Source organism: Pseudomonas sp. Marseille-Q8238 (genome assembly GCF_965111915.1).
In genome coordinates, this window is sequence record NZ_CBCOPI010000001.1 from 731,609 (window position 1) to 755,006 (window position 23,398).

Consider the following 23,398-nt stretch of genomic DNA (forward strand, 5'->3'; position numbering starts at 1 on the left):
CAGAACAACCATGCGTGTCAGTTTCGTCTTGCTCTCCCTCGGGCTGCTGCTGCCCCTGACGGCACAGGCCCGGGTCAGTGCCGAACAGGCGGCCCAGTTGGACAGCGTGCTCACCCCGTTCGGCGCCGAGCGCCAGGGCAACGCCGCCAAGGGTATCCCCGAGTGGACCGGTGGCCTGACCCAGGTGCCGCCCGGCTATGCCGGCCCAGGTAGCTTCCATGTCGATCCCTTTGCTGGCGAGAAGCCGCTGCGGGTGGTCGATGCGCAGAACGCCGCTGCCGACGAGGCGAATCTGAGCCCCGGCGTGCAGGCATTGCTGCATGCCTATCCGCAGAGCTTCAAGCTGCCGGTCTATCCCAGCCACCGCAGCTTCGCCGCGCCGCAGGACATCTACAGCAACACCCGTATCAATGCCGAGAAGGCCGTATTGAGTGACGGTGGCAACGGCCTGGAACACGCCTATGCGGGCATTCCCTTCCCGATTCCGGCTGATGGCCGCGAAGCAATCTGGAACCACATCGCGCGCTGGCAGGGTCGCTATATCGACGAAGTGGCGGCCACGGCACAGGTCACCACCGGCGGCAGTTACTCGCTGCTGCGCGAGCGCCTGCAACTGCTGTCCAACTACTACAGCCCGCAGAAGAATGCCGACAGCCTGAAGAACACCCTCTACTACTTCGCCAGCGAGCTGTTGCCGCCGGCACGTGATGTGGGGCGCAAGCTGCTGATCCACGAAACCATCAACCAGGTGATTGAGCCGCGTCAGGCCTGGATCTACAGCCCCGGTATCCGCCGTGTACGCCGTGCGCCGACGCTGGCCTACGACACGCCGATCGATGGCATCTACGCCGATGACACCGACATGTACAACGGCGCCACCGATCGCTACGACTGGAAGCTGATCGGCAAGCGCGAGCTGCTGGTGCCGTATCACAACTACGCCATGGAAAAGCCGGGGCGTCCCATCGCCGAACTGGTCAAGGCCGGTCACCTCAACAGCGACCTGACACGCTGGGAAATGCACCGGGTCTGGGTGGTCGAGGCGACGCTGCGCCAAGGGCAGCGCCATGTGCACGCCAAGCGTCGCTTCTACCTGGACGAGGACAGCTGGTACGCCCTGATGGTGGAAAACTACGATGCCCGCGGTGAGCTGTGGCACGTCAACCTGGCCTTCACCAAGAATGCCTACGACGTACCGACCATCACCCCGGTGAACATCGTCTACCACGACCTGGTGGCCCGCAGTTACACGGTGATTGGCCTGCGCAACAACGAGAAGGCGCCGCGTCAGTTCCACCTGACACCACCGCCAGACAGCTACTGGACGCCAGCCAGCCTGCGCCGCAAGGGCACTCAGTAGGGCGTCGCCAGCGGGGCGCGTGGCCGGGAAGGCACGCGCTCCTAGTGACTGCTCGGTACGAAACCCGCAGAATGGCCCCTTTCGTCCCGCCACCAGGGTGGCTGGGATATTCGTCTCGGTCTTTCGGGTCTAGTTCTGAACTATGCGAATGCGGCTGTTATTGCTGGGTGGGGGTAATGCCCTGGGTCAGGCGCTGGTGCGCCAGGGGGCAGAAGAAGACATCGGGTTTCTCGCCCCGCGTCCGCCCGAGGGCGGCTGGGACGCCGCCAGCCTGACACAGTTGCTCGATGACACGCGCCCGGCGGCGCTGGTCAACCTGGCCTACTACTTTGACTGGCTCCAGGCCGAAACCGTCGACGAGGCACGCTTCACCCAACAGGAGCGGGCAGTCGAGCGCCTGGCCGAGCTGTGCCAACACCACAACATCATGCTCATTCAGCCGTCCAGCTACCGGGTTTTCGACGGCTCGCGCGCGACCGCCTACAGTGAGAAGGACGAGCCCGTACCCCTGAGCCTGCGCGGTCAGGCGTTGCGGCGCATCGAGCAGAGTGTGCGGGCAACCTGCCCACGGCATGTGCTGCTGCGTTTCGGCTGGTTGCTGGACGACAGCGCCGATGGCGTACTCGGGCGTTTTCTGCGGTTGGCTGAGCGGGAACAGGAGCTGTTCATGGCCGATGACCGGCGTGGTAACCCGACCCTGGTCGACGATGCCGCCCGGGTGATCATCGCGGTGTTGCAGCAACTCGACTGCCAGATCCCGTTGTGGGGGACCTACCATTACGGTGCCCACGAGGCGACCACGCCGCTGGCGCTGAGCCAAGCGATCATCAGCGAGGCGCGCCCGCTGCAGCCGCTGCGGGTTCAGGAGATTACCGCGCAGGCTCACGCGGCCCGTCCGGACGCCGCCGACGAACCGCAACACGCGGTATTGGCCTGCAAGAAAATCCTTCATACCTTCGGCATCAAGCCGCGCGCCTGGCGTGCTGGCTTGCCGGCTCTTCTGGATCGTTACTACCGCCATGTCTGAGATTGCCGCCACCTCTGCTATCGCTCCCATCCTGATCACCGGCGGTGCCGGTTTCATCGGCTCGCACCTGGCCGATGCGTTGCTCGCCGCGGGCTACCCGGTACGCGTGCTGGACAACCTGTCCACCGGCAAGCGCAGCAACCTGGCCGTGGACGATCCACGCCTGGAACTGATTGAGGGCGATGTTGCCGACGCGGCGCTGGTGCAGCGCGCCGTGGTTGGATGCCAGGCGGTGGCGCACCTGGCGGCGGTGGCCTCGGTGCAGGCCTCGGTGGATGATCCGGTGGGCACACACCAGAGCAATTTCATCGGCACGCTGAACCTCTGCGAAGCCATGCGCAGCGCTGGCGTACGCCGGGTGGTCTTTGCCTCCAGCGCGGCGGTATACGGCAACAATGGCGAAGGTGTCGCCGTGCACGAAGACACGCCCAAGGCTCCGCTGACGCCCTATGCCGCCGACAAGCTGTCCAGCGAGTACTACCTGGACTTCTACCGTCGCCAGCATGGCCTGGAGCCGGCGATCTTCCGTTTCTTCAATATCTTCGGCCCGCGCCAGGACCCGTCCTCGCCCTACTCGGGGGTGATCAGCATCTTCACCGAGCGGGCCCAGGCGGGCGCGCCGATCACCGTTTTCGGCGATGGCGAGCAGACCCGCGACTTCTTCTACGTGGCCGACCTGGTGCCGCTGCTGGTGCAGGGCCTGACGCAGAAACAGGTCGAAGTGGGTGCAGTGAATGTCGGGCACAACCAGGCCGTGAGCCTGAACCAGTTGCTGGCGGCCATCCGTTCGGTGCTGGGGCAGTTGCCGGCGATCAGTCATGCATCGGCACGGGCGGGTGATATCCGACATTCGCGTGCCGACAATGCCCTGTTGCGCGCGCGGTTCGACTACACCGCTGCCACGCCATTGGAGCAGGGGCTGGCCGGTCTGCTCGGTCGGTAAGGTAATGATGCTCCCGCCATGAAAAAGCCCCGCAATGCGGGGCTTTTTTGCGTGGCGCCTTCTCCCTCAGGAAAGGAGGGGGAGGAAGAAGGGCGTTGCTCGGTGGATCAGAACTTGTAGCCGAGGCCGACCATGTAGACGAACGGATCAACGTCGACATCGACTTTGGCGCGAATGCCCAGACCCGGATGGTCGATGTAGGCCTGGGTGTCGATGTTGATGTAGCGCACCTGGGCGTTCAGCAGCAGGTTATCGGTGAGCATGTAGTCCGCGCCGACCTGTGCGGCCCAGCCCCAGGAGTTCTTCACGCGGAAGTTCTCGTAGCCACGCGCTTTGAAGTCGGAGCTGACGCTCTCGTCGAAGAACCAGGTGTAGTTGATGCCGGCGCCGACGTAGGGCTGGAAGACCGACTTGTTGTCGAGCGGGTAGTACACCAGGCTCAGGGTCGGCGGCAGGTGCTTGAGGCTACCCAGTTTGCCGTCGGCGATGCCGCCCATGCCCGTTCCGTTGACTTTCACGTCATGTTCGAAGGGGCTGGCTGCGAGCAGCTCGATGCCAACATGGTTGGTCAGCATGTAGGCGAAGTTCAGGCCCAACTGCGTATCGTTGCTCAGCGAGGTCTTGCCGCCGAGATCGGCACCCGACAGGATGCCGCGGTCAACCTTCACGCCCGACGTGTCTTCGTGGGTGTTCACGGTGATGGCGCCGGCGCGAACGATGATGTCGCCAGCTTCGAAGGCGTTGGCCATCGGGGCGGCAATGGCCAGGGCGAGTAGGGATGCCGTCAGCAGTGGCTTGTGCATGGTGTGCTCCATCAGATGGGAATGTCGTTGGCTGGAGCAATTGTCAGCCAGCCTGATGGGCGTGAGCGTTGACTCAGCTCAAGGTTATGCGACTTCCGGGTGCGGCAGTCTGACGCAGGAGGAGCGGCGCCTGCGTCATGCTCTTGTCATTTCGAGCGGGTGACAGGGGTGTAGCGCCTGACAGATGCACGCGTCCTGGGGCGGGCTCGGCGCTAGCTGCGATCACTGCCAGGCAGGTTGCTGTTCTGGACGGGCTCCTACATTTCGTACGGATAGATCTTCTCGGCGGCCATCTGATAGCCGGCTTCGGCCAGCTCGCTGCTGACCTGGCCAACCTGCAGCGGACCTTCGATCCAGAACGGCTGGTAGAGCGCGTCCATCTGCACGCCGAGTTCGCTGGTGACGTGCACGATCTGGTTCGATGGCGGTGGCGGCACATGGATGCAGGCGCCGAAGTAGGGCACCAGCAGGAACTCGACGACCCGGCCTTCTTCGGTGACGTCCAGCGGCACGATGTAGCCCGGTAGCTTGACCTGCTGCCCGTCGAGCGTCTTGACCACCGGGGCGGCAGGGGATTGCTGCACCGCAGGCGGTCCATTCTCCGCCGACAGGGCATCGGCCAGTTGCGAGAGGTCGTGGATCGGTGCCTGTTGCATCACCACCGGCGGGGCGTCGGGCGGGATCAGCGCGCTCCAGGTCAGCTCACGGGCTTCGGCGGCCCATAGGGGCTGGGAGCACAGCAACAGCAGCGCGAACAGACAACGGCGCATGAAACGACCTCACAGGCGGATCGACAATCCATCGGACAGGGACTGCCGATAGGCACGCCAGGCCGGCACGCTGCCCATCAGCAGGGCGGCGCCCAGAATACCGCCGAGCAGCGTCCACTCATAGCCACTCGGTAGCGCCAGTGGCAGGTACAGGCCGTAATTGGCCTGCACATAACCCTGGCTGAGGGCGATGCCGAGGTAAAGCAGCAACAGGCCGAGCAGCGCGCCGAACAAAGCCAGGGCGAAAGCCTCGAGGATCAGCAGGCTGGCGACATGCCAGGGCCGCGCGCCCACCGAACGCAGGATGGCCATTTCCCGGCGCCGCTCGTTGAGGCTGGTGAGAATCGCCGTGAGCATGCCGATCAACCCGGTCAGCACGACGAACAACGACACCACGAACAATGCTTTTTCCGCCGTGCCCATCAGGCTCCACAGCTCCTGCAGGGCAACGCCGGGCAGCACCGCCAACAATGGTTCTCCACGGTATTCATTGACTTCACGTTGCACGGCGAAGGTGGCGATCTTGCTCTTCAGGCCGAGCAGCATGGCGGTAATGGCTTTCGGCTGCAGGTGCATCTCACGCGCCTGTTCGGCCGACACCTTGCCAGCGCCCCGCGCCGGCACGCCGTTCTGCCAGTCGACGTGCAATGCCTCCATGCCCTCCAGGGAAATATGCAGGGTGCGGTCTACCGGCGTGCCGGTGCGCGCGAGGATGCCGCTGACCACGAAGGGTTTGTCATCGTGTTGTTGCAGGCTGACGGTCGCGACACCGTGGGCGAGGACGATCTTGTCGCCCAGCTTGTAGTGCAGCGCGTCGGCTACTTCGGCGCCGAGCACCACCTCGAAGAGGTCGCCAAAGGCCTTGCCCTCGGCCAGTTGCAACGGCTGGCTGCGGCCATAACGGTAATGCTCGAAGTAGTCGGCATTGGTGCCCATGACGCGGTAGCCACGGTGCGAGTCGCCGAGCGAGATGGGGATTGCCCACTTCACCTGCGGGTGCTGGGCCAGGTGTTCGAAGCTGTCCCAGCGGATGTTGTTGGTGGCGTTGCCAATGCGGAACACCGAGTACAGCAGCAGGTTTACCGAGCCGGAGCGCGCGCCGACGATCAGGTCGGTGCCGCTGATGGTGCTGGCGAAGCTGGCGCGGGCTTCGGTGCGTACGCGCTCGACGGCCAACAGCAGGCAGACCGAGAGGGCGATGGCGAATACGGTGAGCAGTGCGGTGAAGCGGCGGTTGTTCAGGCTGGCCAGGGCCAGACGCAGCAGATACATGTCAGAGCTCCTGCGGGCGCGCGGCGCGGTTGAGGTCGGCGAGCGACAGGCTGCGATCGAACAGCGGGGCCAGGCTCTGGTCGTGGCTGACGAACAGCAGGCTGGCGCCGGCCTCGCGGCATTCGGCGAACAGCAACTGAAGGAAGGCTTCGCGGGCATCGGCATCCAGAGCCGAGGTGGGTTCGTCGGCGATGACCAGTTCCGGCTGGCCGATCAGCGCGCGCGCGGCGGCCACCCGCTGCTGCTGGCCGATGGACAGCGAGTCGGCACGGCGGTCGAGCAACTCGGCCTTGAGGCCGAGGTGGGCAAGCAGGCTGGCGGCGGCCTGGTCGACGCTGCCGTACCGTTGGCTGGCGCGTTGTGCGCGGCTTTTCGAGAAGCGACAGGGCAACTCGACGTTCTCGCGCACAGACAGGAAAGGCAGCAGGTTGAACTGCTGGAAGATGTAACCGGTATGGTCGACGCGGAAACGGTCGCGGGCACCGGCGGACAGGGTCGCCAGGTCGCTGCCAAGCAACCGCACCTGACCACGGTTGGGCTTCTGTACGCCGCCAAGCAGGCCGAGCAGGGTGGTCTTGCCGCTGCCACTGGGGCCTTTGAGGAACAGGCTTTCCCCTGGCTGCAAGGTGAAGGCGGGAATATCCAGCAGTTCTGCCTGGCCGGGCCAGGCGAAGCCGAGGTCGGTGAGTTCGATCAGTGCTGTGGGCATGGCGGACCGGGAATCAGGAAAGGTCGACAGGATAAGGCGTTTGTCGGTGAGCGTGGGACGACACGCAGCTCCCGTGTGTTACAGGGTGCTCTGTCCGCTATGGACAGAGCACCCAGGGCAGGTCTTCAGAAGCTCAGGCTGGGCTTGGCTTTGTTCAACTCGGCACCTTGCTGGCCGCTGCGGCCGATCAGTTGCACGGCGACTTTCTCGGTGGCCGGGAACTGGCGGAACAGGTTGGTCAGATCGAGTGCCTGCAATTTGTCTGGCGCGCTGCAGGTGAGGCGGTAATCCGCGTCGATGTCGCTGTGCTCATGCGCATGCTCCTTGTGCGCGTGATCCGCGTCGGCGTGCGCATGGGCCTTGTCGCCGAACAGCGGGCTCTTCAGTTCGACCTCGGTCACGCTGCAACCGGCGGCGGCTGGCAGGGCGAACAGGTCCAGTGGTTTGCCCAGACGGGCGCGGGCGGCTGCCACGGTGGTCTTGTCGGTCTCGCTGGTGGCGGCGTGCTCGAAGCCGACGATATTCATGGCCGGGCTTTCCAGCTGGATTTCCAGGATGTTGCCGTCCAGCGCGACGTTCAGTGAGGCGACGCCGTGCTCATGCTTGCCGAGGCTGCCATGCTCCTCATCCGAGTGGTCGTGGGCCTGGGCGACTGCCAGCGGCAGCAGAGTGAAGGCCAGGGCGAGAGGCAGAGCGTGCAGGGTACGGCGCATGGTGAAGCACTCCGAGGGTTGAATTTATAGTTATGTTATAACAAGTTTTTGCAGGGGAGTGCTAGCGCCGTTTGGCGGCACCTTCCCGGCGTGGCAGCATTGCGCCACGCAAAGCGAGGGCGGGACGATGGTAAGAATCAAAGGGCGGGTAGGTGATTGGCCGGTAGACCTGACCGTGGAACTGGATGCGCAGGATTGGGCGCAGTTGGCGGCGCACCTGCCGGTTGCCGAACAGGTGGATGCCGCTGCCCCGGTACGCCGCGAGTCACCAGCTGTGGCCAGCCCGCAGGATGCCTTGTGGCAGGTCGCCCAGGAGTTGCTGCAACAGGCTGGAGAAATGGACGGGCCGCAATTGCTGGCCGCATTGGCCGCCCTGGCGGGTGGTGAGGCAGCGGGCAAGCGTCTGATGGTGCGCTTGCGCCACAGCTCGCAGGTGAAACTGGAAAGCGGCGAGCAGGCGCCGCTGTACCGCTGGATCGGTCAGCCGGCCTGATCGACCCGCACGCCAGGCGCGCCCTGGTGCAGCAGGGCGCGGATGTCCTCGGGGATCGGCGTCTTGCTGTAGTCGGCGGTCTGCACCATCACATAGGTCACCTCGGCCTGGGCAATCGCCCGGCCGTCATCGCGCCCAACGATATCGACGCCCAACGTGTAGGACGTGGTGCCCAGCCGCGTGGTGCGTACCAGCAGCTCCAGCACATCATCGAAGCGTGCAGGTGAGCGCCAGTCGATGGTCATGCGCACCACCTGACTGTCCAGCCCACGATCGAGCAGGCTCTGGTAGCTGCCGAACAATGCACGATAGAACTCGGTGGCGGCTACATCGACGTAATCGCCGTAACGGGCATTGAATACCACTTGCTGGCCGTCGCACTCGCCGTAACGCACGCGTAGCAGCAGTTTGAAAGGGTTATCCATCCTGGGTCTGTCCTTCTATCCGTTTCAGCCTCGGCCAGCGAGGTTGATCATGTCGTGGGCGCTGTGTGCACCGGGGTTCCGTACGAGGCTCGTGGTGCGCTCGGCGCGCGCCTGTGAGCCTTCTGCAGGGGCTCAGTAGATCGCCTGGTACAGCTTGCGCCGGTACAGGGTTACCAGCGGGTGGTCGTTGCCGAGCAGGTCGAACACCTGCAGCAGGGTCTTGTGGGCGATGCCTTCGGCATGGCTGCGGTTGCGCACGAACAGCTTGAGCAGGCCGTCCAGTGCTGCTTCGTACTGCTGGCGCGCCAGTTGCTGCACGGCCAGTTGGTACAGCGCTTCGTCGTCATCCGGGTTTTGCGCCAGGCGGCTTTTCAGCTCGGCGCTATCCGGCAGGTCATTGGCCTGGCGCAAGAAGGTCAGTTGCGCCTTGGCGCCAGCCAGGGCCTGTTTGTGTTCATCGCCCTTGACCGCGCCCAGCACGACTTCCGCTTCACCCAGTTCACCGCGCTCGGCCAGGCAGCGGGCATAGAGAATCAGCGCTGCGGCGTTCTCGTTGTTTTCGCTGAGGATCTGTTTCAGTACGGCTTCGGCTTCGGCAATACGCCCTTCGGCGAACAGCGCCTGGGCGCTCTCGAACGGGTCGGCCGCTTCGGGCGCGGGTTCGGCGACATGAGGCTTGAGCAGTTCACGGATTGCCGACTCGGGCTGGGCGCCGGCAAAGCCGTCGACCGGCTGACCGTCCTTGAACAGCACCACGGTCGGCAGGCTGCGGATACCGAAGCGGGCAACGATGTCCTGCTCGATGTCGCAGTTGACCTTGGCCAGCAGCAATTCGCCGCGGTATTCCTCGGTGATCTTCGCCAGCAGCGGCATCAGCGCTTTGCACGGTGCGCACCATTCGGCCCAGAAATCCACCAGCACCGGTTTGTGGAAGGAGTTCTCGATCACCAGCTGTTCGAAGCTGGCGGTGCCGGAAATATCGAAGATGTACGGGGAATCGCTCATGGTCGGTCTCTGCAATAGCGAAGTGCGAATGTTCTGTTTAATGCGGGCGTGCTGTCCACGATACAAGGGCAGGGGCGCTTACTGTGCCTGGATTACGTCTGGGCTATGTCTGACATTGCCGATGATCTGGCCGGCTTGGTATCCCGTGGGGGCACTCCTGTTGCCCGCAAGGGTGGGCAACAGAGCTACGCCTGCTGTGCAAGGCGTTGCGCATGATACAGGCTGACGTGGCGAAACTCGGCTGGCTCGGCCAGGTCCGGCCAGGTGCAGGCATCGAGCATGTCGAGGCGCTGGTACAGCGGGTGCTGGAAGTCGCGCACGCGCGAGTCGGCGACCAGCGCCTGGCGCCCACGGCTGAGGAACTGGTCGAGCAGCGGCAGGTTGGCGCGGTCGTAGAGCACATCGGCGACGATGATCAGGTCGAAGCGGTCGGCCTCGGCGAAGAAGTCCGCCGAATAGTTCAGCTCTACACCGTTCAACGCGGCATTGGCGCGGCAGGCGTCGAGCGCCAGCGGGTCGAGGTCGCAGGCCACCACCTCGGCGGCACCGGCCTTGGCCGCGGCGATCGCTGCCACGCCGGAACCCGCCCCGAAGTCCAGCACGCGCTTGCCGCGTACCCAGTTCGGGCGTTCGGCCAACCAGCGCGCCAGCACCAGGCCGCTGGCCCAGCAGAAGCACCAATAGGGCGGCTCTTCGAGAATACGCCGGGTTTCTTCCGGGCTGAAGCTGCGGTCCATGTTCGCCGCATCGATCAGCCACAGTTTCAGGTCGGTACCGGGCAGGGTTTCGGCAACCAGGCGGGCATCGCCAAGCAACTGGCTCAGGGCGTCTTGCAGGGCAACGGGGGCGTTCACGGTGCCGGCACGAGCTGCAAGTCACCCACCGCTTGCGAGTCGGCGCTCTGAATCAGGCGCGATGGCAGGTGCAGAATCAAACGACCGGACTGGCTGGCGCGCCCGCGCAGCTCGACCTTCTGATTGGTTGGGAACGAGGCCGGGTTGAAGTCCAGGCGAAACGGCAGGGCGTTGCCGGAACCGACCAGTTTCTGGCTCGACAGCAGGCGCTGCGGGCGACCGCGCTCATCCACCACGAGCAGCGCCAGTTCGACATCGGCCTTGGCTGGCACACCGAGCAGTTTGCCCTGCAGTTCATGGAGGAATGCCGCAGGTGCCTGCTCAGGGATCTTGATCGATTTTACCGGTTCGGCAGGGTCTGGCCTTGGCGATTCGGAGGAACAGGCCGTGAGCAAGGTGATCAGGCCGAAAAGGGTGAGCAGACGCAGGGTCATCGGGCTACCAGTACAGGTGAGGGCAATGCGTCCGATTTTCCCAGCAGCGGCGGGACAAATGCAAAGGAAAGCGCCGGCGGGGCCTGCAGGTCAGCGCATGAGCCGCTGTTTGTGCGGGCATAAGCGCTGGCTTGTCCTGGCCTGGGTGTGTTGCGCTACCATGAGCCACCATTTCCCGGGCGTCTTCCTGTCATGCATTGTCCTTTTTGCGCTGCCAACGACACCAAGGTCATCGATTCGCGCCTGGTCGCCGAGGGCGAGCAGGTGCGTCGCCGTCGCGAGTGCCTGGCCTGTGGTGAGCGTTTCACCACCTTCGAAACCGCCGAACTGGTGATGCCACGCCTGATCAAGCAGGACGGCAGCCGCCAGCCCTTCGACGAAGAAAAGCTGCGGGCCGGCATGCAGCGTGCGCTGGAAAAGCGCCCGGTCAGCATCGAGCGCCTGGAAGAGGCCATTGCCCACATCAAGCAGAAGCTGCGCGCCACCGGTGAGCGCGAAGTGAAGTCGCTGGTGCTGGGCGAACTGGTGATGACCGAGTTGCAGAAGCTCGACGAAGTCGCCTATATCCGCTTCGCCTCCGTGTACCGGCGCTTCCAGGACCTCAACGAGTTCCGTGAGGAAATAGAGCGTATCTCCCGCGAGCCGTCGAAAGCATGAGCGGCGGCCAGGCGACGTTACCTGACCAGCATTTCATGGCCCGCGCGCTCGAACTGGCGCGCAAGGGTTTGTACTCCACTCATCCCAATCCGCGTGTCGGTTGCGTCATCGTGCGCGACGGGCAGATCGTCGGCGAAGGCTGGCACGCCCGCGCTGGCGAGCCGCACGCCGAGGTGCATGCCCTGCGCCAGGCGGGTGACAAGGCTCGTGGCGCGACGGCCTATGTCACCCTGGAACCCTGCAGCCATCATGGGCGTACGCCGCCCTGCGCCGATGCGCTGGTCGCCGCCGGCGTCTCGCGGGTGGTGGCGGCCATGCAGGACCCGAATCCCGAGGTGTCCGGCCGTGGCCTGCTACGCCTGATGCAAACGGGCATCGCGGTCAGCAGTGGCGTGCTGGAGGTAGAAGCCCGCAGCTTGAATGCTGGCTTCATCAAACGCATGGAGCAGGGGCTGCCGTTCGTACGGGTCAAACTGGCGATGAGCCTGGACGGCCGTACGGCGATGGCCAATGGCGAGAGCCAGTGGATAACCGGCCCTGAGGCCCGTTCGGCGGTGCAGCGCCTGCGGGCGCAGGCCAGTGTGATCCTGACCGGCGCCGACACGGTGCTGGCGGACCAGGCGCGGCTGACCGTGCGTCCCGATGAGTTGGGCCTCGGCGCGGAGTTGACCGCATTGGCGCTGACGCGTCCACCGCTGCGCGTGTTGGTCGACGGCCGCCTGCGGGTGCCGTTGTCGGCGCCGTTCTACCAGGCGGGCGCCGCGCTGGTCGCCACGTGCGCGGCCGCCTCGGCACGTGATCGCTTCCTCGAAGATGGCCACGAATTGCTCGCCGTACCGGGCAGCAACGGCCATGTCGACCTGCGCAAGTTGCTGGCCGAGCTGGCCGGGCGCGGTGCCAATGAGGTGCTGGTCGAGGCCGGCCCTCGGTTGGCCGGGGCGTTTGCCCGGGCTGGTTTGGTCGATGAATACCAGCTGTTCGTTGCCGCCAAGTTCCTCGGCTCCAGCGCGCGTCCGTTGCTGGACTGGCCACTGGCGCGCATGGCCGAAGCGCCAGCGCTGCGCATCGTCGACATGCGGGCCGTGGGAGATGACTGGCGCATTACGGCAGTGCCTGCGCCTCAATAATCAGGATGGTGAATGATCGGTCTGCGCCGCTTGCAGCTGTTTCATCCCGCCAATTGTGGTAAAAAGCCAGCCGCAGCCTGCAAATGGCTGCAACGTTCTCAGGGCGGGGTGTAATTCCCCACCGGCGGTAATGGCGCACAGCGTCTAGCCCGCGAGCGCTCGCTACGGCACCAGCCGCGCGAGGTCAGCAGACCCGGTGTGATTCCGGGGCCGACGGTCATAGTCCGGATGAAGAGAGAGCGGGATTCCCTTCCAGGGCGCCGTCCGTCTGCGCCCGCGAAAATCCCTATCGATCCAGATTGCCCTGTTTTAGCCATAAACAGGAGTTCGCAAACATGTCCATTTCCTCCTCCGTGCGCCGGGTCGCCTTCGTGCAGGCCTGTTGGCACCGCGATATCGTCGACCAGTCACGCAATGCCTTTATCGAAGAGATGCAGCGCCAGGGCTATGCCCAGAGCGACATCGACTGCTTCGAAGTCGCCGGGGCCTTCGAGATTCCGCTGCACGCCAAACGCCTGGCCCGCAGTGGTCGTTATGCCGGGATCGTCGCCGCTGGCCTGGTGGTCGATGGTGGTATCTACCGTCACGAGTTCGTTGCCCAGGCCGTGGTCGAAGGCCTGATGCAGGTGCAGCTGGATACCGACGTGCCGGTGTTTTCGGCGGTACTGACGCCCCATCATTTCCATGCCGGGGAAGAGCACCAGACGTTCTTCCTCGAGCATTTTCGGGTCAAGGGCGCGGAGGCGGCACGTACCTGCGCCGATACCCTGCGCAAGCTCGTAGAATTGCCGGTCTGAAGCCGCATTGGTGTAAGGAGCTCCCATGTTCACTGGAATCATCGCATCCATCGGCAGCATTGCCGCCATTACCCCCAAGGGTGGCGACGTGCGTGTCTACGTCAAGACCGGCAAGCTCGATCTGGGCGATGTCGTGCTGGGCGACAGCATCGCGGTCAATGGCGTCTGCCTGACCGCCGTTGAGTTGCCGGGTGACGGTTTCTGGGCCGATGTCAGTCGGGAAACCCTGACCCGTACGGCCTTCGTCGACCTCAAGTCCGGTAGCCGGGTCAACCTGGAGAAGGCCCTGACGCCGACCAGTCGCCTCGGTGGTCACCTGGTCAGTGGCCACGTCGACGGTGTCGGCGAGGTCGTTGCGCGTGAAGAAAATGCCCGCGCCATCCAGTTCCGCATTCGTGCGCCGCGTGAGCTGGCCAAGTACATTGCGCTCAAGGGCTCGATCACCGTCGACGGCACCAGCCTCACGGTAAACGCGGTGAATGGCGCCGAGTTCGAGCTGACCATCGTGCCGCACACCCTGGTCGAGACCATCATGGATGACTACCGCCCCGGTCGGCAGGTCAATCTCGAAGTCGACCTGCTGGCTCGCTACCTGGAGCGCCTGCTGCTCGGCGACAAGGCTGCCGAGCCCGCCGCTTCCGGCATCAGTGAAAGCTTTCTGGCCGAACACGGCTACCTGAAGAATTGAAGGAATTGCCATCATGGCCCTGAACAGCATTGAAGAACTGGTCGAAGACATCCGTGCCGGCAAGATGGTCATCCTCATGGATGACGAGGACCGCGAGAACGAAGGTGACCTGATCATCGCCTCCGAATGCGTGACCGCCGAACACATCAACTTCATGGCGCGCTTTGCCCGTGGCCTGATCTGCATGCCGATGACCAAAGAGCGTTGCGAGCTGCTCAAGCTGCCGCTGATGGCACCGCGCAATGGCTCCGGTTTCGGCACCAAGTTCACTGTCTCCATCGAGGCCGCCGAAGGCGTCACCACTGGCATTTCTGCCGCCGACCGTGCCCGCACCGTGCAGGCCGCGGCCTCGAAGAGCGCCGTCGCCAACGATATCGTCAGCCCGGGCCATATCTTTCCGTTGATGGCCCAGCCGGGTGGCGTACTGGCGCGTGCCGGCCACACCGAAGCGGCCTGCGACCTGGCGCGCATGGGCGGTTTCGAGCCGAGCGGGGTGATCTGCGAAATCATGAACGACGACGGCACCATGTCCCGTCGCCCGGAGCTGGAAGAGTTCGCCCAGCAGCACGGCATCAAGATCGGCACCATCGCCGACCTGATCCACTACCGCCTGATCCATGAGCGCACGGTCGAGCGCATCAGCGAGCAGCCGTTGGACACCGAGCTGGGCCAGTTCAACCTGGTGACCTACCGCGACGGCGTGGAAGACACCGCGCACATGGCGCTGACCCTGGGCAAGGTCTGCCCCGAGGAGCCAACCCTGGTGCGCGTGCACAACATGGACCCGCTGCGCGACCTGTTCCTGGTCAATCAGCCAGGCCGTTGGAGCCTGCGCGCGGCGATGGCCGAGGTGGCCAAGGCGGGTAGCGGCGTGGTGCTGCTGCTGGGTAATCCGCTGACCGGCCCTGAGCTGCTGGCCCTGGTCGGACGGCAGCAACCGGCCAATCCGTCGACTTACAGCACGGTCGGTGCCGGTTCGCAGATCCTGCGTGACCTCGGTGTGCGCAAGATGCGCCTGATGAGCTCGCCGATGAAGTTCAACGCGATATCCGGCTTTGACCTGGAAGTAGTAGAATACCTGCCCGCTGAGTAGGGCCCAGCCCAAAGACTACTGCGCGTCGGCCGTACGTCGTTGGAAATGGCCTCGGGATGCTCATTTACCGTATGTAAACCCGAGTGCGGGCCCAGTCCGGTCCCTCGGCCATTTCCGCCTAGTCCGGCTCTAGCTCGCAGCCTTTGAGCAGGACCACAAGCTCGTAGTGGGCTAATTTTCAACAACGGAGTGCCGGTGGCATTCCGGCTCTTTATACAGACTGAGACTCGCCATGACCCTGCAGACCATCGAAGGTACTTTCATCGCCCCCAAAGGCCGCTACGCCCTGGTGGTTGGCCGCTTCAACAGCTTCGTTGTAGAAAGCCTGGTCAGCGGCGCGGTCGACGCCCTGGTACGCCATGGCGTGAGCGAGAGTGACATCACCATCATTCGCGCGCCGGGTGCCTTCGAAATTCCCCTGGTTGCTCAGAAAGTCGCCCAGCGTGGCGAATACGCGGCTCTCATCGCCCTGGGCGCAGTGATTCGTGGCGGCACCCCGCACTTCGAATACGTGGCTGGCGAGTGCACCAAGGGCCTGGCCCAGGTTTCCATGGAATACGGCGTGCCGGTGTCCTTCGGCGTGCTGACGGTCGACTCCATTGAGCAGGCCATCGAGCGTTCCGGCACCAAGGCTGGTAACAAGGGCGCCGAAGCTGCGCTGTCCGCCCTGGAAATGGTCAGTCTGCTGGCGCAGTTGGAGGCCAAGTGAGCCTTAATCACGACGACAGCCAGGACGCCCCGCAGCCCAAAGCCAAGGGCAAGATCGCCACGCGTCGCGTCGCGCGCAGCCTGGCCATGCAGGCCCTGTATCAGTGGCACATGGCTGGGCAGTCACTCAACGAAATCGAGGCGCAGTTCCGTGTCGACAACGATTTCAGCGGTGTCGACGGTGCCTACTTCCGCGAGATCCTGCATGGCGTGCCACAGCGCAAGACCGAGATCGACGAGGCCATCGTGCCGTGCCTGGACCGTGCGCTGGAAGAACTGGACCCTGTTGAACTGGCGATCCTGCGCCTGTCCACCTGGGAACTGCTCAACCGGGTCGATGTGCCGTACCGCGTGGTGATCAACGAAGGCATCGAGCTGGCCAAGGTGTTCGGCGCCACCGACGGACACAAGTTCGTCAACGGTGTGCTGGACAAGCTGGCACCGCGCCTGCGTGCCGCCGAAGTCAACGCACACAGGCGCTAACGGGCATGAGCCGGCAGCGCTTGCGTAGGGTGCGCCGCGCGCACCAGCCGACCTGCTGGATACGCCCCGTCACAGATGGGGCGTTGCTGGGTTGTTACGGTGGGTGAGTTCGAGCTGATCCGCCGTTTCTTCGCCGCCGCGCCGTGCGCGCAGGCGGGCGAAGCGGTCGCCCTGGGCATTGGCGATGACTGTGCCCTGCTGAACATTCCTGCTGGCGAGCAACTCGCCGTTTCTACCGATACCCTGGTTGTCGGTGTGCACTTCCCCCTTTCCTGTGATCCCTTCCTGCTCGGTCAGCGTGCGCTGGCGGTGGCTGCCAGCGATCTGGCGGCCATGGGGGCGACGCCACTGGCATTTACCCTGGCGCTCACGCTGGACACTGCTGAGTCGGCGTGGCTGCACGCATTCGCCGCCGGCTTGTCGCAGATGGCGCAAACCTGCCGGATGGCGCTGGTCGGTGGTGACACCACCCGTGGTCCATTGAGCCTGACTCTGACCGTTTTCGGTCGTGTGCCCGTTGGCCAGGCATTGACCCGTAGCGGCGCCCGACCTGGCGACCTGCTCTGCGTCGGTGGCGTATTGGGCGATGCCGCCGGTGCCTTGCCGCTGGTGCTGGGGCAGCGTGAGGCGCCGGCGGATCAGGCTGAGCCGCTGCTGCGACAGTACTGGTCGCCGCTTCCTCAGCTGGAGTTGGGCGAGTTGCTGCGTGGCAAGGCCACGGCAGCGCTGGATATCTCCGATGGCCTGCTCGCCGACTGCGGGCATGTTGCCCTGGCATCCGCTGTCGCTCTGCAGATCGAGCGAGAGCAAATCCCGCTATCCACCGCGCTACGCCTGTTTGCCGGCGAGGCTGCGACCGATTGTGCGCTGGCTGGTGGCGACGATTACGTACTGGCATTTACCCTGCCCGAGGAGCACCTTGTGGCTGTTCAGGCCCAGTGGCCTGCAATGCAGGTGATTGGTCGAGTGTTGGACGGGCAGGGCGTACAGCTCGTGGATGGCAATGGCCAGCTCATCACTCCACCCCGCACGGGCTATCAACATTTCGGAAACACGGATGACTGACGCAGTAAAGGTTCAGCCCCAGGTCTGGCGTAATCCCTGGCATTTCCTGGCATTCGGCTTCGGCTCCGGCACCTTGCCGAAGGCGCCGGGCACCTGGGGCTCGCTGGTGGCGATTCCCTTTATCCCGTTGTGGCAGATGCTGCCGGACTGGGGGTACTGGCTGATGCTCGGCATCACCATGCTGTTCGGCTTCTGGCTGTGCGGCAAGGTGGCCGAGGACATGGGCGTGCATGACCACGAAGGCATCGTCTGGGACGAGATGGTCGGCATGTGGATCACCCTGTGGCTGGTGCCCGAGGGCTGGTACTGGTTGCTGATCGGCTTCCTGGTTTTCCGTTTCTTCGACATTCTCAAGCCCTGGCCGATCCGCTGGATCGACCGGCACGTGCATGGTGGTGTCGGCATCATGCTCGACGATGTACTGGCCGGTGTGTTCGCCTGGCTGACCATGCAGCTGCTTGTCTGGCTGCAGGTGATTTGGTTGACCTGAGAGCAGGCTTTGGATGAGGTGGCAGGCCTTATAGCCGGACCGCTATCGCATTACTGCGTTGCCAGGATTGCCCTGGCTGATGGGCTTTGCCAATACTGATGAACGTTGGCCGTTACGTTGCAGCTGGACGTGCCTTACCTCTTCGATAGACACATGGAGCATGTCGATGCGTCGCCTTGAGTTGTTCGTGGCCAGCCTGTTGCTGGTGTTTGCCGGCGTGGTGCAGGCAGAGGAGACCCAGGTCCAGGTGGTCGGTCTGTTCCCCGATGCGGCAGTGTTGCTGGTCGAGGGTCAGCGCAAACTGGTTCGTGCCGGTCAGGTCGGGCCGGGTGGTGTCGAAGTCGTCAGCGCCAACAGCAAGGGTGCCGTGCTGCGTGTCGATGGCGTCGAGCGCAGCTACAGCCTGTCCCGTGAATACCGGCAGAGCGGCAGCAGCACGCCGCAGAAGGTCACGGTCAGCATCAGCCGGGCCAATGGCGGGCATTATTGGGTGGCGGGTTCGTTGTCCGGTCATCCGGTGCAGTTTCTGGTCGATACCGGCGCCACATCGGTGGCGATGAACGAAGATCAGGCCCGTCGCCTCGGTATCGACTACCGTGCCACCGGGCGCCCGCTGATCGCCAGCACCGCCGGCGGTAACGTCAAGGCCTGGCGGGTCAAGCTCGACAGCGTCAAGGTCGGCGCCATCGAAGTGCTGGGCGTCGAAGCGGCGGTTCTCGAAGGCAATGCGCCCAGTGAGGTATTGCTGGGCATGAGCTTTCTGAATCAGGTGCGCTGGCGCGAGGACAATGGCGTGCTGCTGCTGGAGTCCAAGCTTTAAACACGCGAGGCCTTCAATCGAGGGGCTCGATGGTTATGCGCCACAATTCACGCTGCGCTGCTAGCAGATGCTGCTGATACAATGCCGTTCTTTCCCGCCGACAACTCTACAGGAGCATCCGGTGTCCGTTGTCTTCGTCGCCGCCTCCAAACTGCCTACGCCTTTCGGCGTGTTCACCATGCATGGCTTCCTCGATGAGGAGACCGGCAAGGAACATGTGGCGCTGACCCTCGGTGATGTCGCGGATGGCGAGCCCGTACTGGGGCGCTTGCATTCCGAATGCCTGACCGGTGATGCGCTGTTCAGCCAGCGCTGCGATTGTGGCGCACAGCTGGAGGCGGCGCTGCGGGCCATCTCCAATGAGGGGCGCGGTGTGCTGCTGTACCTGCGTCAGGAAGGGCGTGGCATCGGCCTGCTGAACAAGATTCGCGCCTACGAGCTGCAGGACGGTGGTGCCGATACGGTCGAAGCCAACGAACGTCTGGGCTTCGCTGCCGACCAGCGTGATTACTCGATCTGCCTGCCGATGCTCGATCACCTCGGCATCAGCGCCATCCGCCTGATGACCAACAACCCGCGCAAGGTCAACGCTCTCGAGGGCTTCGGTATTCGCGTCGCCGAGCGCATGCCGCTGCAGTTCGGCCTCAACCCGCACAACAGCAAATACCTGGCGACCAAGGCCGGCAAGCTCGGGCACATGCTCGGCGCCCTGCATCAGGAAGAGGCCGAATGACCCGCGCCGAGGTGCGTCGCCGGCTCGCTCTGGAGTGGTGGCGCTACCTGGCGCTGAGTCTTGCTCCGCTGTTCGTGTTGAGTCTGGTGTTCGGCAGTCAGGCCAAGGTATTCCCTGTGCTGGAGGTACCCTTCTTCATCGCGGGTATTGCCTCGATGTTTGTCACCCTGCCGATCTTTTCCGCCTACAAGCGCGCGTTGATCGGCATGCCGAAGGTGTTGGGTACGCCAGAAGAGCCCGCCGCCTGGATCGAGCTGGCACGTCGCCGACGGGTGGGCTTTCTGGCCGCCGGCCTGCCGGCCTGGATCGCTGCCGTAGCGCTGTTCAGTGGCCTCAATGCGGTCGCCCTGTTCCTCCTGGCGCTGACCAGCGTGATCATTCTTTGCCTGTACCGCGTGCCGCCCTTCGCCGACTGATCTTCATGGTTTGATGGGCCCAACGCACGATCCGGTATTCGTACTGCCGGGAACGCCCAGGCGTGCGTGTGCTGGCTTCATGTCCGGATGCGCGCAGGCGCAAATCCGGCGCCCGCAGAGCAGTCTCAAGCGTTCTTTTTGTCGATAGCAGGGCGGTGCGCAGGACGCGCACCGCCTGTATTCAGCCTTTCAGCAGTGCCAGGCGCTGGCGGATTGCCTGCTCGATACCGGCTTCATTGAGGCCGCACTCGGCCAGCATCTGTGCCGGCTTGGCGTGCTCCACATAGCTGTCGGGCAGGCCGAGGTGGAGGGTTGGCGTGAGCAGGTTCTGCTCGGCGAGGAACTCGCTGACTGCGCTGCCCGCGCCGCCCATGATGGCGTTTTCCTCGATGGTCACCAGTAGTTCGTGACGCCCCGCCAGGTCGCGCACCAGTGCTTCGTCCAGTGGTTTGACGAAGCGCATGTCGACTACCGTCGCATCCAGCGTTTCGCCAACCTTGAGCGCATCGGCCAGTTGCACGCCGAACACCAGCAGGGCGACGCGCTTGCCTTCGCGACGTACCACGCCCTTGCCGATCTCCAGCGGCTGCAGGCCGGGCTCCAGCGTGGCATTCGGGCCGCTGCCACGCGGATAGCGCACTGCCGCCGGGCCATCGAACAGATAGCCGGTGGTGAGCATGCGGCGCAATTCGTTCTCGTCGCTCGGCGTCATCACCAGCATGCCGGGGATGCAGCGCAGGTAGGAGAGGTCGAAGCTGCCGGCGTGGGTCGGGCCATCTTCGCCGACCAGGCCGGCACGGTCGATGGCGAACAGCACGTCGAGGTGCTGCACGGCCACGTCGTGGATCAGTTGGTCGTAGGCACGTTGCAGGAAGGTGGAGTAGATCGCTACCACTGGCTTGACGCCGTCGCAGGCCATGCCGGCAGCCAGGGTCACCGCGTGCTGCTCGGCAATGGCTACATCGAAATAGCGATCCGGGTACTGTTCGCTGAAGGCCACGAGGTCGGAGCCTTCCTTCATCGCTGGGGTGATGCCGACCAGGCGCGGGTCGACGGCGGCCGTGTCGCACAGCCACTGGCCGAACACCGCCGAGTATTTCGGCCCGGCGTCTTGCTTCGGCGCGGCAGGCGCGTTGATCGGCTCCAGCTTGGTGATCGCGTGGTAGCCGATCGGGTCGGCCTCGGCCGGGGCGAAGCCCTTGCCCTTCTTGGTGATCACATGCAGGAACTGCGGGCCTTCCAGGTCGCGCATGTTGCGCAGCGTGGCCAGCAGGGTGGGCAGGTCATGGCCGTCGATGGGGCCGATGTAGTTCCAGCCCAGCTCCTCGAACAGCGTCCCGGAGACCAGCATGCCCTTGGCGTGTTCTTCAGTCTTGCGTGCGATTTCCCAGGCGCCCGGCAGCTTGGACAGGACCTTCTTGCTGCCCTCGCGCATGTTGGCGTAGGTGCGGCTGGAGAGGATCTTGGCCAGGTAGTTGGACAGGCCGCCGACATTCTTGGAGATCGACATGTCGTTGTCGTTGAGCACCACGAGCATGTTGGCCTTGACGTCGGAGGCGTGGTTCAGTGCCTCGAAGGCCATGCCGGCGGTCAGCGCACCGTCGCCGATCACCGCCACGCTTTTGCGCTTGCTGCCGGTCATGCGCGCGGCGATGGCCATGCCCAGGGCGGCGCTGATGCTGGTGCTGGAGTGGCCGACGCCGAAGGTGTCGTACTCGCTCTCGCTGCGCCGCGGGAAGGCGGCCAGGCCGTCCTTCTGGCGCAGGCTGGCCATGCGCTCGCGGCGGCCGGTGAGGATCTTGTGCGGGTAGGCCTGATGGCCGACGTCCCACACCAGGCGATCGTCCGGGGTATCGAAGACGTAGTGCAAGGCAATCGTCAGCTCGATCACACCGAGGCCGGCACCGAAATGCCCGCCGCTCTGCCCCACGCTGTACAGCAGGTACTGGCGCAGTTCGTCGGCGAGGGTTTCCAGCTCGGTTTCCGCCAGGCGGCGCAGACCGATCGGCGTGTCGGCCTGGTCCAGCAGCGGCGTGACTGGGCGTTCGCGGGGTATCTCGTGGAACGTCGTGGGCATCAGGCGAATCGTTATAGGTATAAAAGATGCGGGAGTTTACCCTATTTTCTGCCCGGTATTTATCCACCCCTGGCTTCGCCGATGGGGGCGGCGGCACGTGTGCGGCGGCGGGTAACCCTACCGCACTTAGGCGCTGTAGCTGGCCCGCGACAATATGTAGCGCCGGCCAGCGTACCCCGGCTCACTGCTTTCCATCGGCGGTTTCAGTCAGCGTGCCACTTGCTTTGTAGCAAGTGGCCATTACACCGTTGTATTGGGCTGTGCACGCTATTACGCTCAGCAGCATGCCAGTAGCCTGGCAAAAGGAATTGCAGAGCTAGGTGCCGAATATCCCTTCCTATTGTGACGCCCTGATTAACAAGTCTCGCACCAGCTCTGCGGAGAAGTGTGGCGCGCTCCGTGGTGTGTTTAAAGGCGCACTAGCGCCTATTTATAGTTAACCCTCCAAAGGGAGTTATTGGTGAACCTGAAACAAGCGCTAGAAAAAATCCTATCTGAATACGTAGCAGAGAAGGAGTCCAACTCATTTGCAGGAAATCCTCTAGCCGAATTTATACGCACGGGACTCCCGAAAATTATAAATAGCTATCTCGGTTCCTATGATCGATTTTTAGTAAAAGGTAGTGCAGGGAAAGGTGTGTGGACCAGTGTTCCGTGGGTAGCAATTCTTGATAAAACAGTAACAGATACTCCACAAAAGGGATTCTATTTGGTTTATCTATTTTGTGAGGATGGCAGTGGCTTGTATCTCTCGCTAAATCAGGGAGTGACTGATATTAAGCGGCAGTACGGAAGCTCAGTAAAAAATGCTTTAAAAGTTAAAGCGGTTAATTATGTGGCTAAGGTTCCGTATGAGTCGCCTGCCCTAGTGATCGGCCCAATAGATCTGAAGTCTGTTCGTAAAATGAGTCTTGGTGAGTTGTATGAGAGTGGTGCTATCTACTCTAGGTATTATCAGGTTGGCGCATTGCCAAGTAACTCGGAGTTGGAGGCTCAGCTTAATGAATTTATTGATCTGTATCTGGCGCTTGTCATAAATCAAAGCTCGCAGCAATCCTCTGTGATAGCTGAGGATGATGAGGAGTACTTGAGTATTGAGGAATGTACTGAGCTCCGCGAGCATAAGCGTATTGAGAGAAATCAAAAGCTCGCAAAGAAAGTAAAGGAATTACAAGGCTATGTGTGCAGGTCTTGCGGATTTGATTTTGAGAAGAAATATGGTGCGCTTGGCAAGGGTTTTATTGAAGCTCATCACCTGACACCAGTAAGCACCCTGAAAGGTAGAAAAATAGGTTTGGATCCTAGAAAAGACTTCACAGTTCTCTGCTCGAACTGTCATCGGATGATCCACAAAACAGAGTTTGTAGGTCGAGTAGAGGAGTTTAAGGCAGTGTATGTGGTGGCTTAACCATGTGCGTAAGTCGCTCGTTTCACTC

Annotated in this window: 27 protein-coding genes and 1 riboswitch; of the genes, 17 read left to right on the top strand and 10 right to left on the bottom strand. The window is 63.3% G+C overall.

Going from position 1 to position 23,398, the window contains the following annotated elements; all coding sequences use genetic code 11:
- The first annotated feature begins 10 nt into the window (after window positions 1–10).
- The 3 genes from ACWPW0_RS03230 (at window position 11) to ACWPW0_RS03240 (ending at window position 3,330) form a co-directional block, all read left to right on the top strand.
- On the top strand, window positions 11–1,360 hold the full coding sequence (locus tag ACWPW0_RS03230) for a DUF1329 domain-containing protein (protein ID WP_454256688.1): 1,350 nt from the start codon (window positions 11–13) through the stop codon (window positions 1,358–1,360).
- A gap of 142 nt (window positions 1,361–1,502) precedes the next feature.
- Window positions 1,503–2,387, top strand: coding sequence for a sugar nucleotide-binding protein (locus ACWPW0_RS03235; protein ID WP_447588944.1), 885 nt, complete (start codon window positions 1,503–1,505; stop codon window positions 2,385–2,387).
- Window positions 2,380–3,330 carry an NAD-dependent epimerase/dehydratase family protein gene (locus tag ACWPW0_RS03240; RefSeq protein ID WP_454254404.1) on the top strand — a complete coding sequence of 317 codons (951 nt, stop codon included), beginning with the start codon at window positions 2,380–2,382 and terminating at the stop codon, window positions 3,328–3,330. The genes ACWPW0_RS03235 and ACWPW0_RS03240 overlap by 8 nt, the downstream gene beginning before the upstream one ends.
- Window positions 3,331–3,437: 107 nt before the next feature.
- Here the strand turns inward: ACWPW0_RS03240 and ACWPW0_RS03245 are convergent, their stop codons facing one another.
- The 5 genes from ACWPW0_RS03245 to ACWPW0_RS03265 form a co-directional block, all read right to left on the bottom strand.
- A complete protein-coding gene (locus ACWPW0_RS03245) occupies window positions 3,438–4,133 on the bottom strand; it encodes an OmpW/AlkL family protein (RefSeq protein WP_447588948.1) in 696 nt (231 codons plus the stop codon).
- Window positions 4,134–4,390: 257 nt separating this feature from the next.
- Window positions 4,391–4,903 carry a DUF3299 domain-containing protein gene (locus ACWPW0_RS03250; RefSeq protein ID WP_454254405.1) on the bottom strand — a complete coding sequence of 171 codons (513 nt, stop codon included), beginning with the start codon at window positions 4,901–4,903 and terminating at the stop codon, window positions 4,391–4,393.
- A 9-nt stretch (window positions 4,904–4,912) separates the two neighbouring features.
- Window positions 4,913–6,175 (bottom strand): ABC transporter permease, encoded by a 1,263-nt coding sequence (locus tag ACWPW0_RS03255; RefSeq protein ID WP_454254406.1) that lies wholly within the window; start codon window positions 6,173–6,175, stop codon window positions 4,913–4,915.
- 1 nt (window position 6,176) lies between these two features.
- Window positions 6,177–6,884 carry an ABC transporter ATP-binding protein gene (locus ACWPW0_RS03260; RefSeq protein WP_454254407.1) on the bottom strand — a complete coding sequence of 236 codons (708 nt, stop codon included), beginning with the start codon at window positions 6,882–6,884 and terminating at the stop codon, window positions 6,177–6,179.
- A 125-nt stretch (window positions 6,885–7,009) separates the two neighbouring features.
- Window positions 7,010–7,597, bottom strand: coding sequence for a DUF2796 domain-containing protein (locus ACWPW0_RS03265; protein ID WP_454254408.1), 588 nt, complete (start codon window positions 7,595–7,597; stop codon window positions 7,010–7,012).
- A 127-nt stretch (window positions 7,598–7,724) separates the two neighbouring features.
- Here ACWPW0_RS03265 and ACWPW0_RS03270 point away from each other — a divergent pair, with 127 nt between their 5' ends.
- On the top strand, window positions 7,725–8,090 hold the full coding sequence (locus ACWPW0_RS03270) for a hypothetical protein (RefSeq protein WP_454254409.1): 366 nt from the start codon (window positions 7,725–7,727) through the stop codon (window positions 8,088–8,090).
- On the opposite strand, the gene ACWPW0_RS03275 is transcribed toward ACWPW0_RS03270, so the two are convergent.
- The 4 genes from ACWPW0_RS03275 to ACWPW0_RS03290 all read right to left on the bottom strand — a co-directional run bounded on the left by ACWPW0_RS03275 (window position 8,078) and on the right by ACWPW0_RS03290 (window position 10,808).
- Window positions 8,078–8,515: an acyl-CoA thioesterase gene (locus tag ACWPW0_RS03275; protein WP_447588959.1), complete on the bottom strand. Its 438-nt coding sequence runs from the start codon at window positions 8,513–8,515 to the stop codon at window positions 8,078–8,080. The genes ACWPW0_RS03270 and ACWPW0_RS03275 overlap by 13 nt on opposite strands.
- Before the next feature lie 132 nt (window positions 8,516–8,647).
- Window positions 8,648–9,520 carry a thioredoxin gene (trxA, locus tag ACWPW0_RS03280; protein WP_454254410.1) on the bottom strand — a complete coding sequence of 291 codons (873 nt, stop codon included), beginning with the start codon at window positions 9,518–9,520 and terminating at the stop codon, window positions 8,648–8,650.
- A gap of 185 nt (window positions 9,521–9,705) precedes the next feature.
- Entirely contained in the window at window positions 9,706–10,374 is a 669-nt protein-coding gene (locus tag ACWPW0_RS03285) for a class I SAM-dependent methyltransferase (protein WP_447588962.1), read from the bottom strand.
- Window positions 10,371–10,808: a YbaY family lipoprotein gene (locus ACWPW0_RS03290; RefSeq protein ID WP_454254411.1), complete on the bottom strand. Its 438-nt coding sequence runs from the start codon at window positions 10,806–10,808 to the stop codon at window positions 10,371–10,373. The genes ACWPW0_RS03285 and ACWPW0_RS03290 overlap by 4 nt, the downstream gene beginning before the upstream one ends.
- A gap of 192 nt (window positions 10,809–11,000) precedes the next feature.
- Between ACWPW0_RS03290 and nrdR the strand changes: the two genes are divergently transcribed.
- The 12 genes from nrdR to ACWPW0_RS03350 all read left to right on the top strand — a co-directional run bounded on the left by nrdR (window position 11,001) and on the right by ACWPW0_RS03350 (window position 19,885).
- Window positions 11,001–11,465 (top strand): transcriptional regulator NrdR, encoded by a 465-nt coding sequence (gene nrdR, locus ACWPW0_RS03295; protein ID WP_192331693.1) that lies wholly within the window; start codon window positions 11,001–11,003, stop codon window positions 11,463–11,465.
- A complete protein-coding gene (ribD, locus tag ACWPW0_RS03300; RefSeq protein WP_454254412.1) occupies window positions 11,462–12,592 on the top strand; it encodes a bifunctional diaminohydroxyphosphoribosylaminopyrimidine deaminase/5-amino-6-(5-phosphoribosylamino)uracil reductase RibD in 1,131 nt (376 codons plus the stop codon). Before nrdR ends, ribD begins: the two co-directional genes overlap by 4 nt.
- A gap of 90 nt (window positions 12,593–12,682) precedes the next feature.
- Window positions 12,683–12,837: riboswitch (FMN riboswitch) on the top strand.
- Between the two features lie 90 nt (window positions 12,838–12,927).
- Complete coding sequence (locus tag ACWPW0_RS03305; RefSeq protein WP_454254413.1) at window positions 12,928–13,389, top strand: 6,7-dimethyl-8-ribityllumazine synthase; 462 nt, start codon at window positions 12,928–12,930, stop codon at window positions 13,387–13,389.
- Between the two features lie 25 nt (window positions 13,390–13,414).
- The gene (locus ACWPW0_RS03310) at window positions 13,415–14,077 is read left to right on the top strand and encodes a riboflavin synthase (RefSeq protein ID WP_454254414.1); all 663 of its coding nucleotides are present in this window, start codon (window positions 13,415–13,417) and stop codon (window positions 14,075–14,077) included.
- Between the two features lie 13 nt (window positions 14,078–14,090).
- A complete protein-coding gene (ribBA, locus tag ACWPW0_RS03315) occupies window positions 14,091–15,170 on the top strand; it encodes a bifunctional 3,4-dihydroxy-2-butanone-4-phosphate synthase/GTP cyclohydrolase II (RefSeq protein ID WP_447588969.1) in 1,080 nt (359 codons plus the stop codon).
- Between the two features lie 232 nt (window positions 15,171–15,402).
- Window positions 15,403–15,879 carry a 6,7-dimethyl-8-ribityllumazine synthase gene (gene ribH / locus ACWPW0_RS03320; RefSeq protein WP_447588971.1) on the top strand — a complete coding sequence of 159 codons (477 nt, stop codon included), beginning with the start codon at window positions 15,403–15,405 and terminating at the stop codon, window positions 15,877–15,879.
- The gene (gene nusB / locus ACWPW0_RS03325; RefSeq protein WP_447588973.1) at window positions 15,876–16,361 is read left to right on the top strand and encodes a transcription antitermination factor NusB; all 486 of its coding nucleotides are present in this window, start codon (window positions 15,876–15,878) and stop codon (window positions 16,359–16,361) included. The genes ribH and nusB overlap by 4 nt, the downstream gene beginning before the upstream one ends.
- A gap of 99 nt (window positions 16,362–16,460) precedes the next feature.
- Window positions 16,461–17,426 (top strand): thiamine-phosphate kinase, encoded by a 966-nt coding sequence (thiL, locus tag ACWPW0_RS03330; protein WP_454256689.1) that lies wholly within the window; start codon window positions 16,461–16,463, stop codon window positions 17,424–17,426.
- Window positions 17,419–17,916, top strand: coding sequence for a phosphatidylglycerophosphatase A family protein (locus ACWPW0_RS03335; RefSeq protein ID WP_454254415.1), 498 nt, complete (start codon window positions 17,419–17,421; stop codon window positions 17,914–17,916). Before thiL ends, ACWPW0_RS03335 begins: the two co-directional genes overlap by 8 nt.
- A gap of 166 nt (window positions 17,917–18,082) precedes the next feature.
- Window positions 18,083–18,736 carry a retropepsin-like aspartic protease family protein gene (locus tag ACWPW0_RS03340; RefSeq protein ID WP_447588977.1) on the top strand — a complete coding sequence of 218 codons (654 nt, stop codon included), beginning with the start codon at window positions 18,083–18,085 and terminating at the stop codon, window positions 18,734–18,736.
- A gap of 121 nt (window positions 18,737–18,857) precedes the next feature.
- Complete coding sequence (gene ribA, locus ACWPW0_RS03345) at window positions 18,858–19,469, top strand: GTP cyclohydrolase II (protein WP_447588979.1); 612 nt, start codon at window positions 18,858–18,860, stop codon at window positions 19,467–19,469.
- On the top strand, window positions 19,466–19,885 hold the full coding sequence (locus ACWPW0_RS03350; protein ID WP_447588981.1) for an MFS transporter: 420 nt from the start codon (window positions 19,466–19,468) through the stop codon (window positions 19,883–19,885). The genes ribA and ACWPW0_RS03350 overlap by 4 nt, the downstream gene beginning before the upstream one ends.
- Before the next feature lie 181 nt (window positions 19,886–20,066).
- Here ACWPW0_RS03350 and dxs read toward each other — a convergent pair whose 3' ends face one another.
- Window positions 20,067–21,962: a 1-deoxy-D-xylulose-5-phosphate synthase gene (gene dxs, locus ACWPW0_RS03355; RefSeq protein ID WP_454254416.1), complete on the bottom strand. Its 1,896-nt coding sequence runs from the start codon at window positions 21,960–21,962 to the stop codon at window positions 20,067–20,069.
- Between the two features lie 460 nt (window positions 21,963–22,422).
- Between dxs and ACWPW0_RS03360 the strand changes: the two genes are divergently transcribed.
- Window positions 22,423–23,370: an MrcB family domain-containing protein gene (locus ACWPW0_RS03360; RefSeq protein WP_454254417.1), complete on the top strand. Its 948-nt coding sequence runs from the start codon at window positions 22,423–22,425 to the stop codon at window positions 23,368–23,370.
- Window positions 23,371–23,398: the final 28 nt, after the last annotated feature.

Coding starts and splice junctions, on each gene's coding strand:
- ACWPW0_RS03310 (WP_454254414.1), top strand. CDS start 13,415: ATGTTCACTGGAATCATCGCATCCATCGGCAGCATTGCCGCCATTACC.
- ACWPW0_RS03305 (WP_454254413.1), top strand. CDS start 12,928: ATGTCCATTTCCTCCTCCGTGCGCCGGGTCGCCTTCGTGCAGGCCTGT.
- nrdR (WP_192331693.1), top strand. CDS start 11,001: ATGCATTGTCCTTTTTGCGCTGCCAACGACACCAAGGTCATCGATTCG.
- ACWPW0_RS03275 (WP_447588959.1), bottom strand. CDS start 8,515: ATGGATAACCCTTTCAAACTGCTGCTACGCGTGCGTTACGGCGAGTGC.
- ACWPW0_RS03250 (WP_454254405.1), bottom strand. CDS start 4,903: ATGCGCCGTTGTCTGTTCGCGCTGCTGTTGCTGTGCTCCCAGCCCCTA.
- dxs (WP_454254416.1), bottom strand. CDS start 21,962: ATGCCCACGACGTTCCACGAGATACCCCGCGAACGCCCAGTCACGCCG.
- ribD (WP_454254412.1), top strand. CDS start 11,462: ATGAGCGGCGGCCAGGCGACGTTACCTGACCAGCATTTCATGGCCCGC.
- trxA (WP_454254410.1), bottom strand. CDS start 9,520: ATGAGCGATTCCCCGTACATCTTCGATATTTCCGGCACCGCCAGCTTC.
- ACWPW0_RS03270 (WP_454254409.1), top strand. CDS start 7,725: ATGGTAAGAATCAAAGGGCGGGTAGGTGATTGGCCGGTAGACCTGACC.
- ACWPW0_RS03260 (WP_454254407.1), bottom strand. CDS start 6,884: ATGCCCACAGCACTGATCGAACTCACCGACCTCGGCTTCGCCTGGCCC.
- ACWPW0_RS03335 (WP_454254415.1), top strand. CDS start 17,419: ATGACTGACGCAGTAAAGGTTCAGCCCCAGGTCTGGCGTAATCCCTGG.
- ribBA (WP_447588969.1), top strand. CDS start 14,091: ATGGCCCTGAACAGCATTGAAGAACTGGTCGAAGACATCCGTGCCGGC.
- ACWPW0_RS03350 (WP_447588981.1), top strand. CDS start 19,466: ATGACCCGCGCCGAGGTGCGTCGCCGGCTCGCTCTGGAGTGGTGGCGC.
- ACWPW0_RS03340 (WP_447588977.1), top strand. CDS start 18,083: ATGCGTCGCCTTGAGTTGTTCGTGGCCAGCCTGTTGCTGGTGTTTGCC.
- ACWPW0_RS03290 (WP_454254411.1), bottom strand. CDS start 10,808: ATGACCCTGCGTCTGCTCACCCTTTTCGGCCTGATCACCTTGCTCACG.
- ACWPW0_RS03230 (WP_454256688.1), top strand. CDS start 11: ATGCGTGTCAGTTTCGTCTTGCTCTCCCTCGGGCTGCTGCTGCCCCTG.
- ACWPW0_RS03240 (WP_454254404.1), top strand. CDS start 2,380: ATGTCTGAGATTGCCGCCACCTCTGCTATCGCTCCCATCCTGATCACC.
- ACWPW0_RS03255 (WP_454254406.1), bottom strand. CDS start 6,175: ATGTATCTGCTGCGTCTGGCCCTGGCCAGCCTGAACAACCGCCGCTTC.
- ACWPW0_RS03245 (WP_447588948.1), bottom strand. CDS start 4,133: ATGCACAAGCCACTGCTGACGGCATCCCTACTCGCCCTGGCCATTGCC.
- ACWPW0_RS03235 (WP_447588944.1), top strand. CDS start 1,503: ATGCGAATGCGGCTGTTATTGCTGGGTGGGGGTAATGCCCTGGGTCAG.
- ACWPW0_RS03265 (WP_454254408.1), bottom strand. CDS start 7,597: ATGCGCCGTACCCTGCACGCTCTGCCTCTCGCCCTGGCCTTCACTCTG.
- ribH (WP_447588971.1), top strand. CDS start 15,403: ATGACCCTGCAGACCATCGAAGGTACTTTCATCGCCCCCAAAGGCCGC.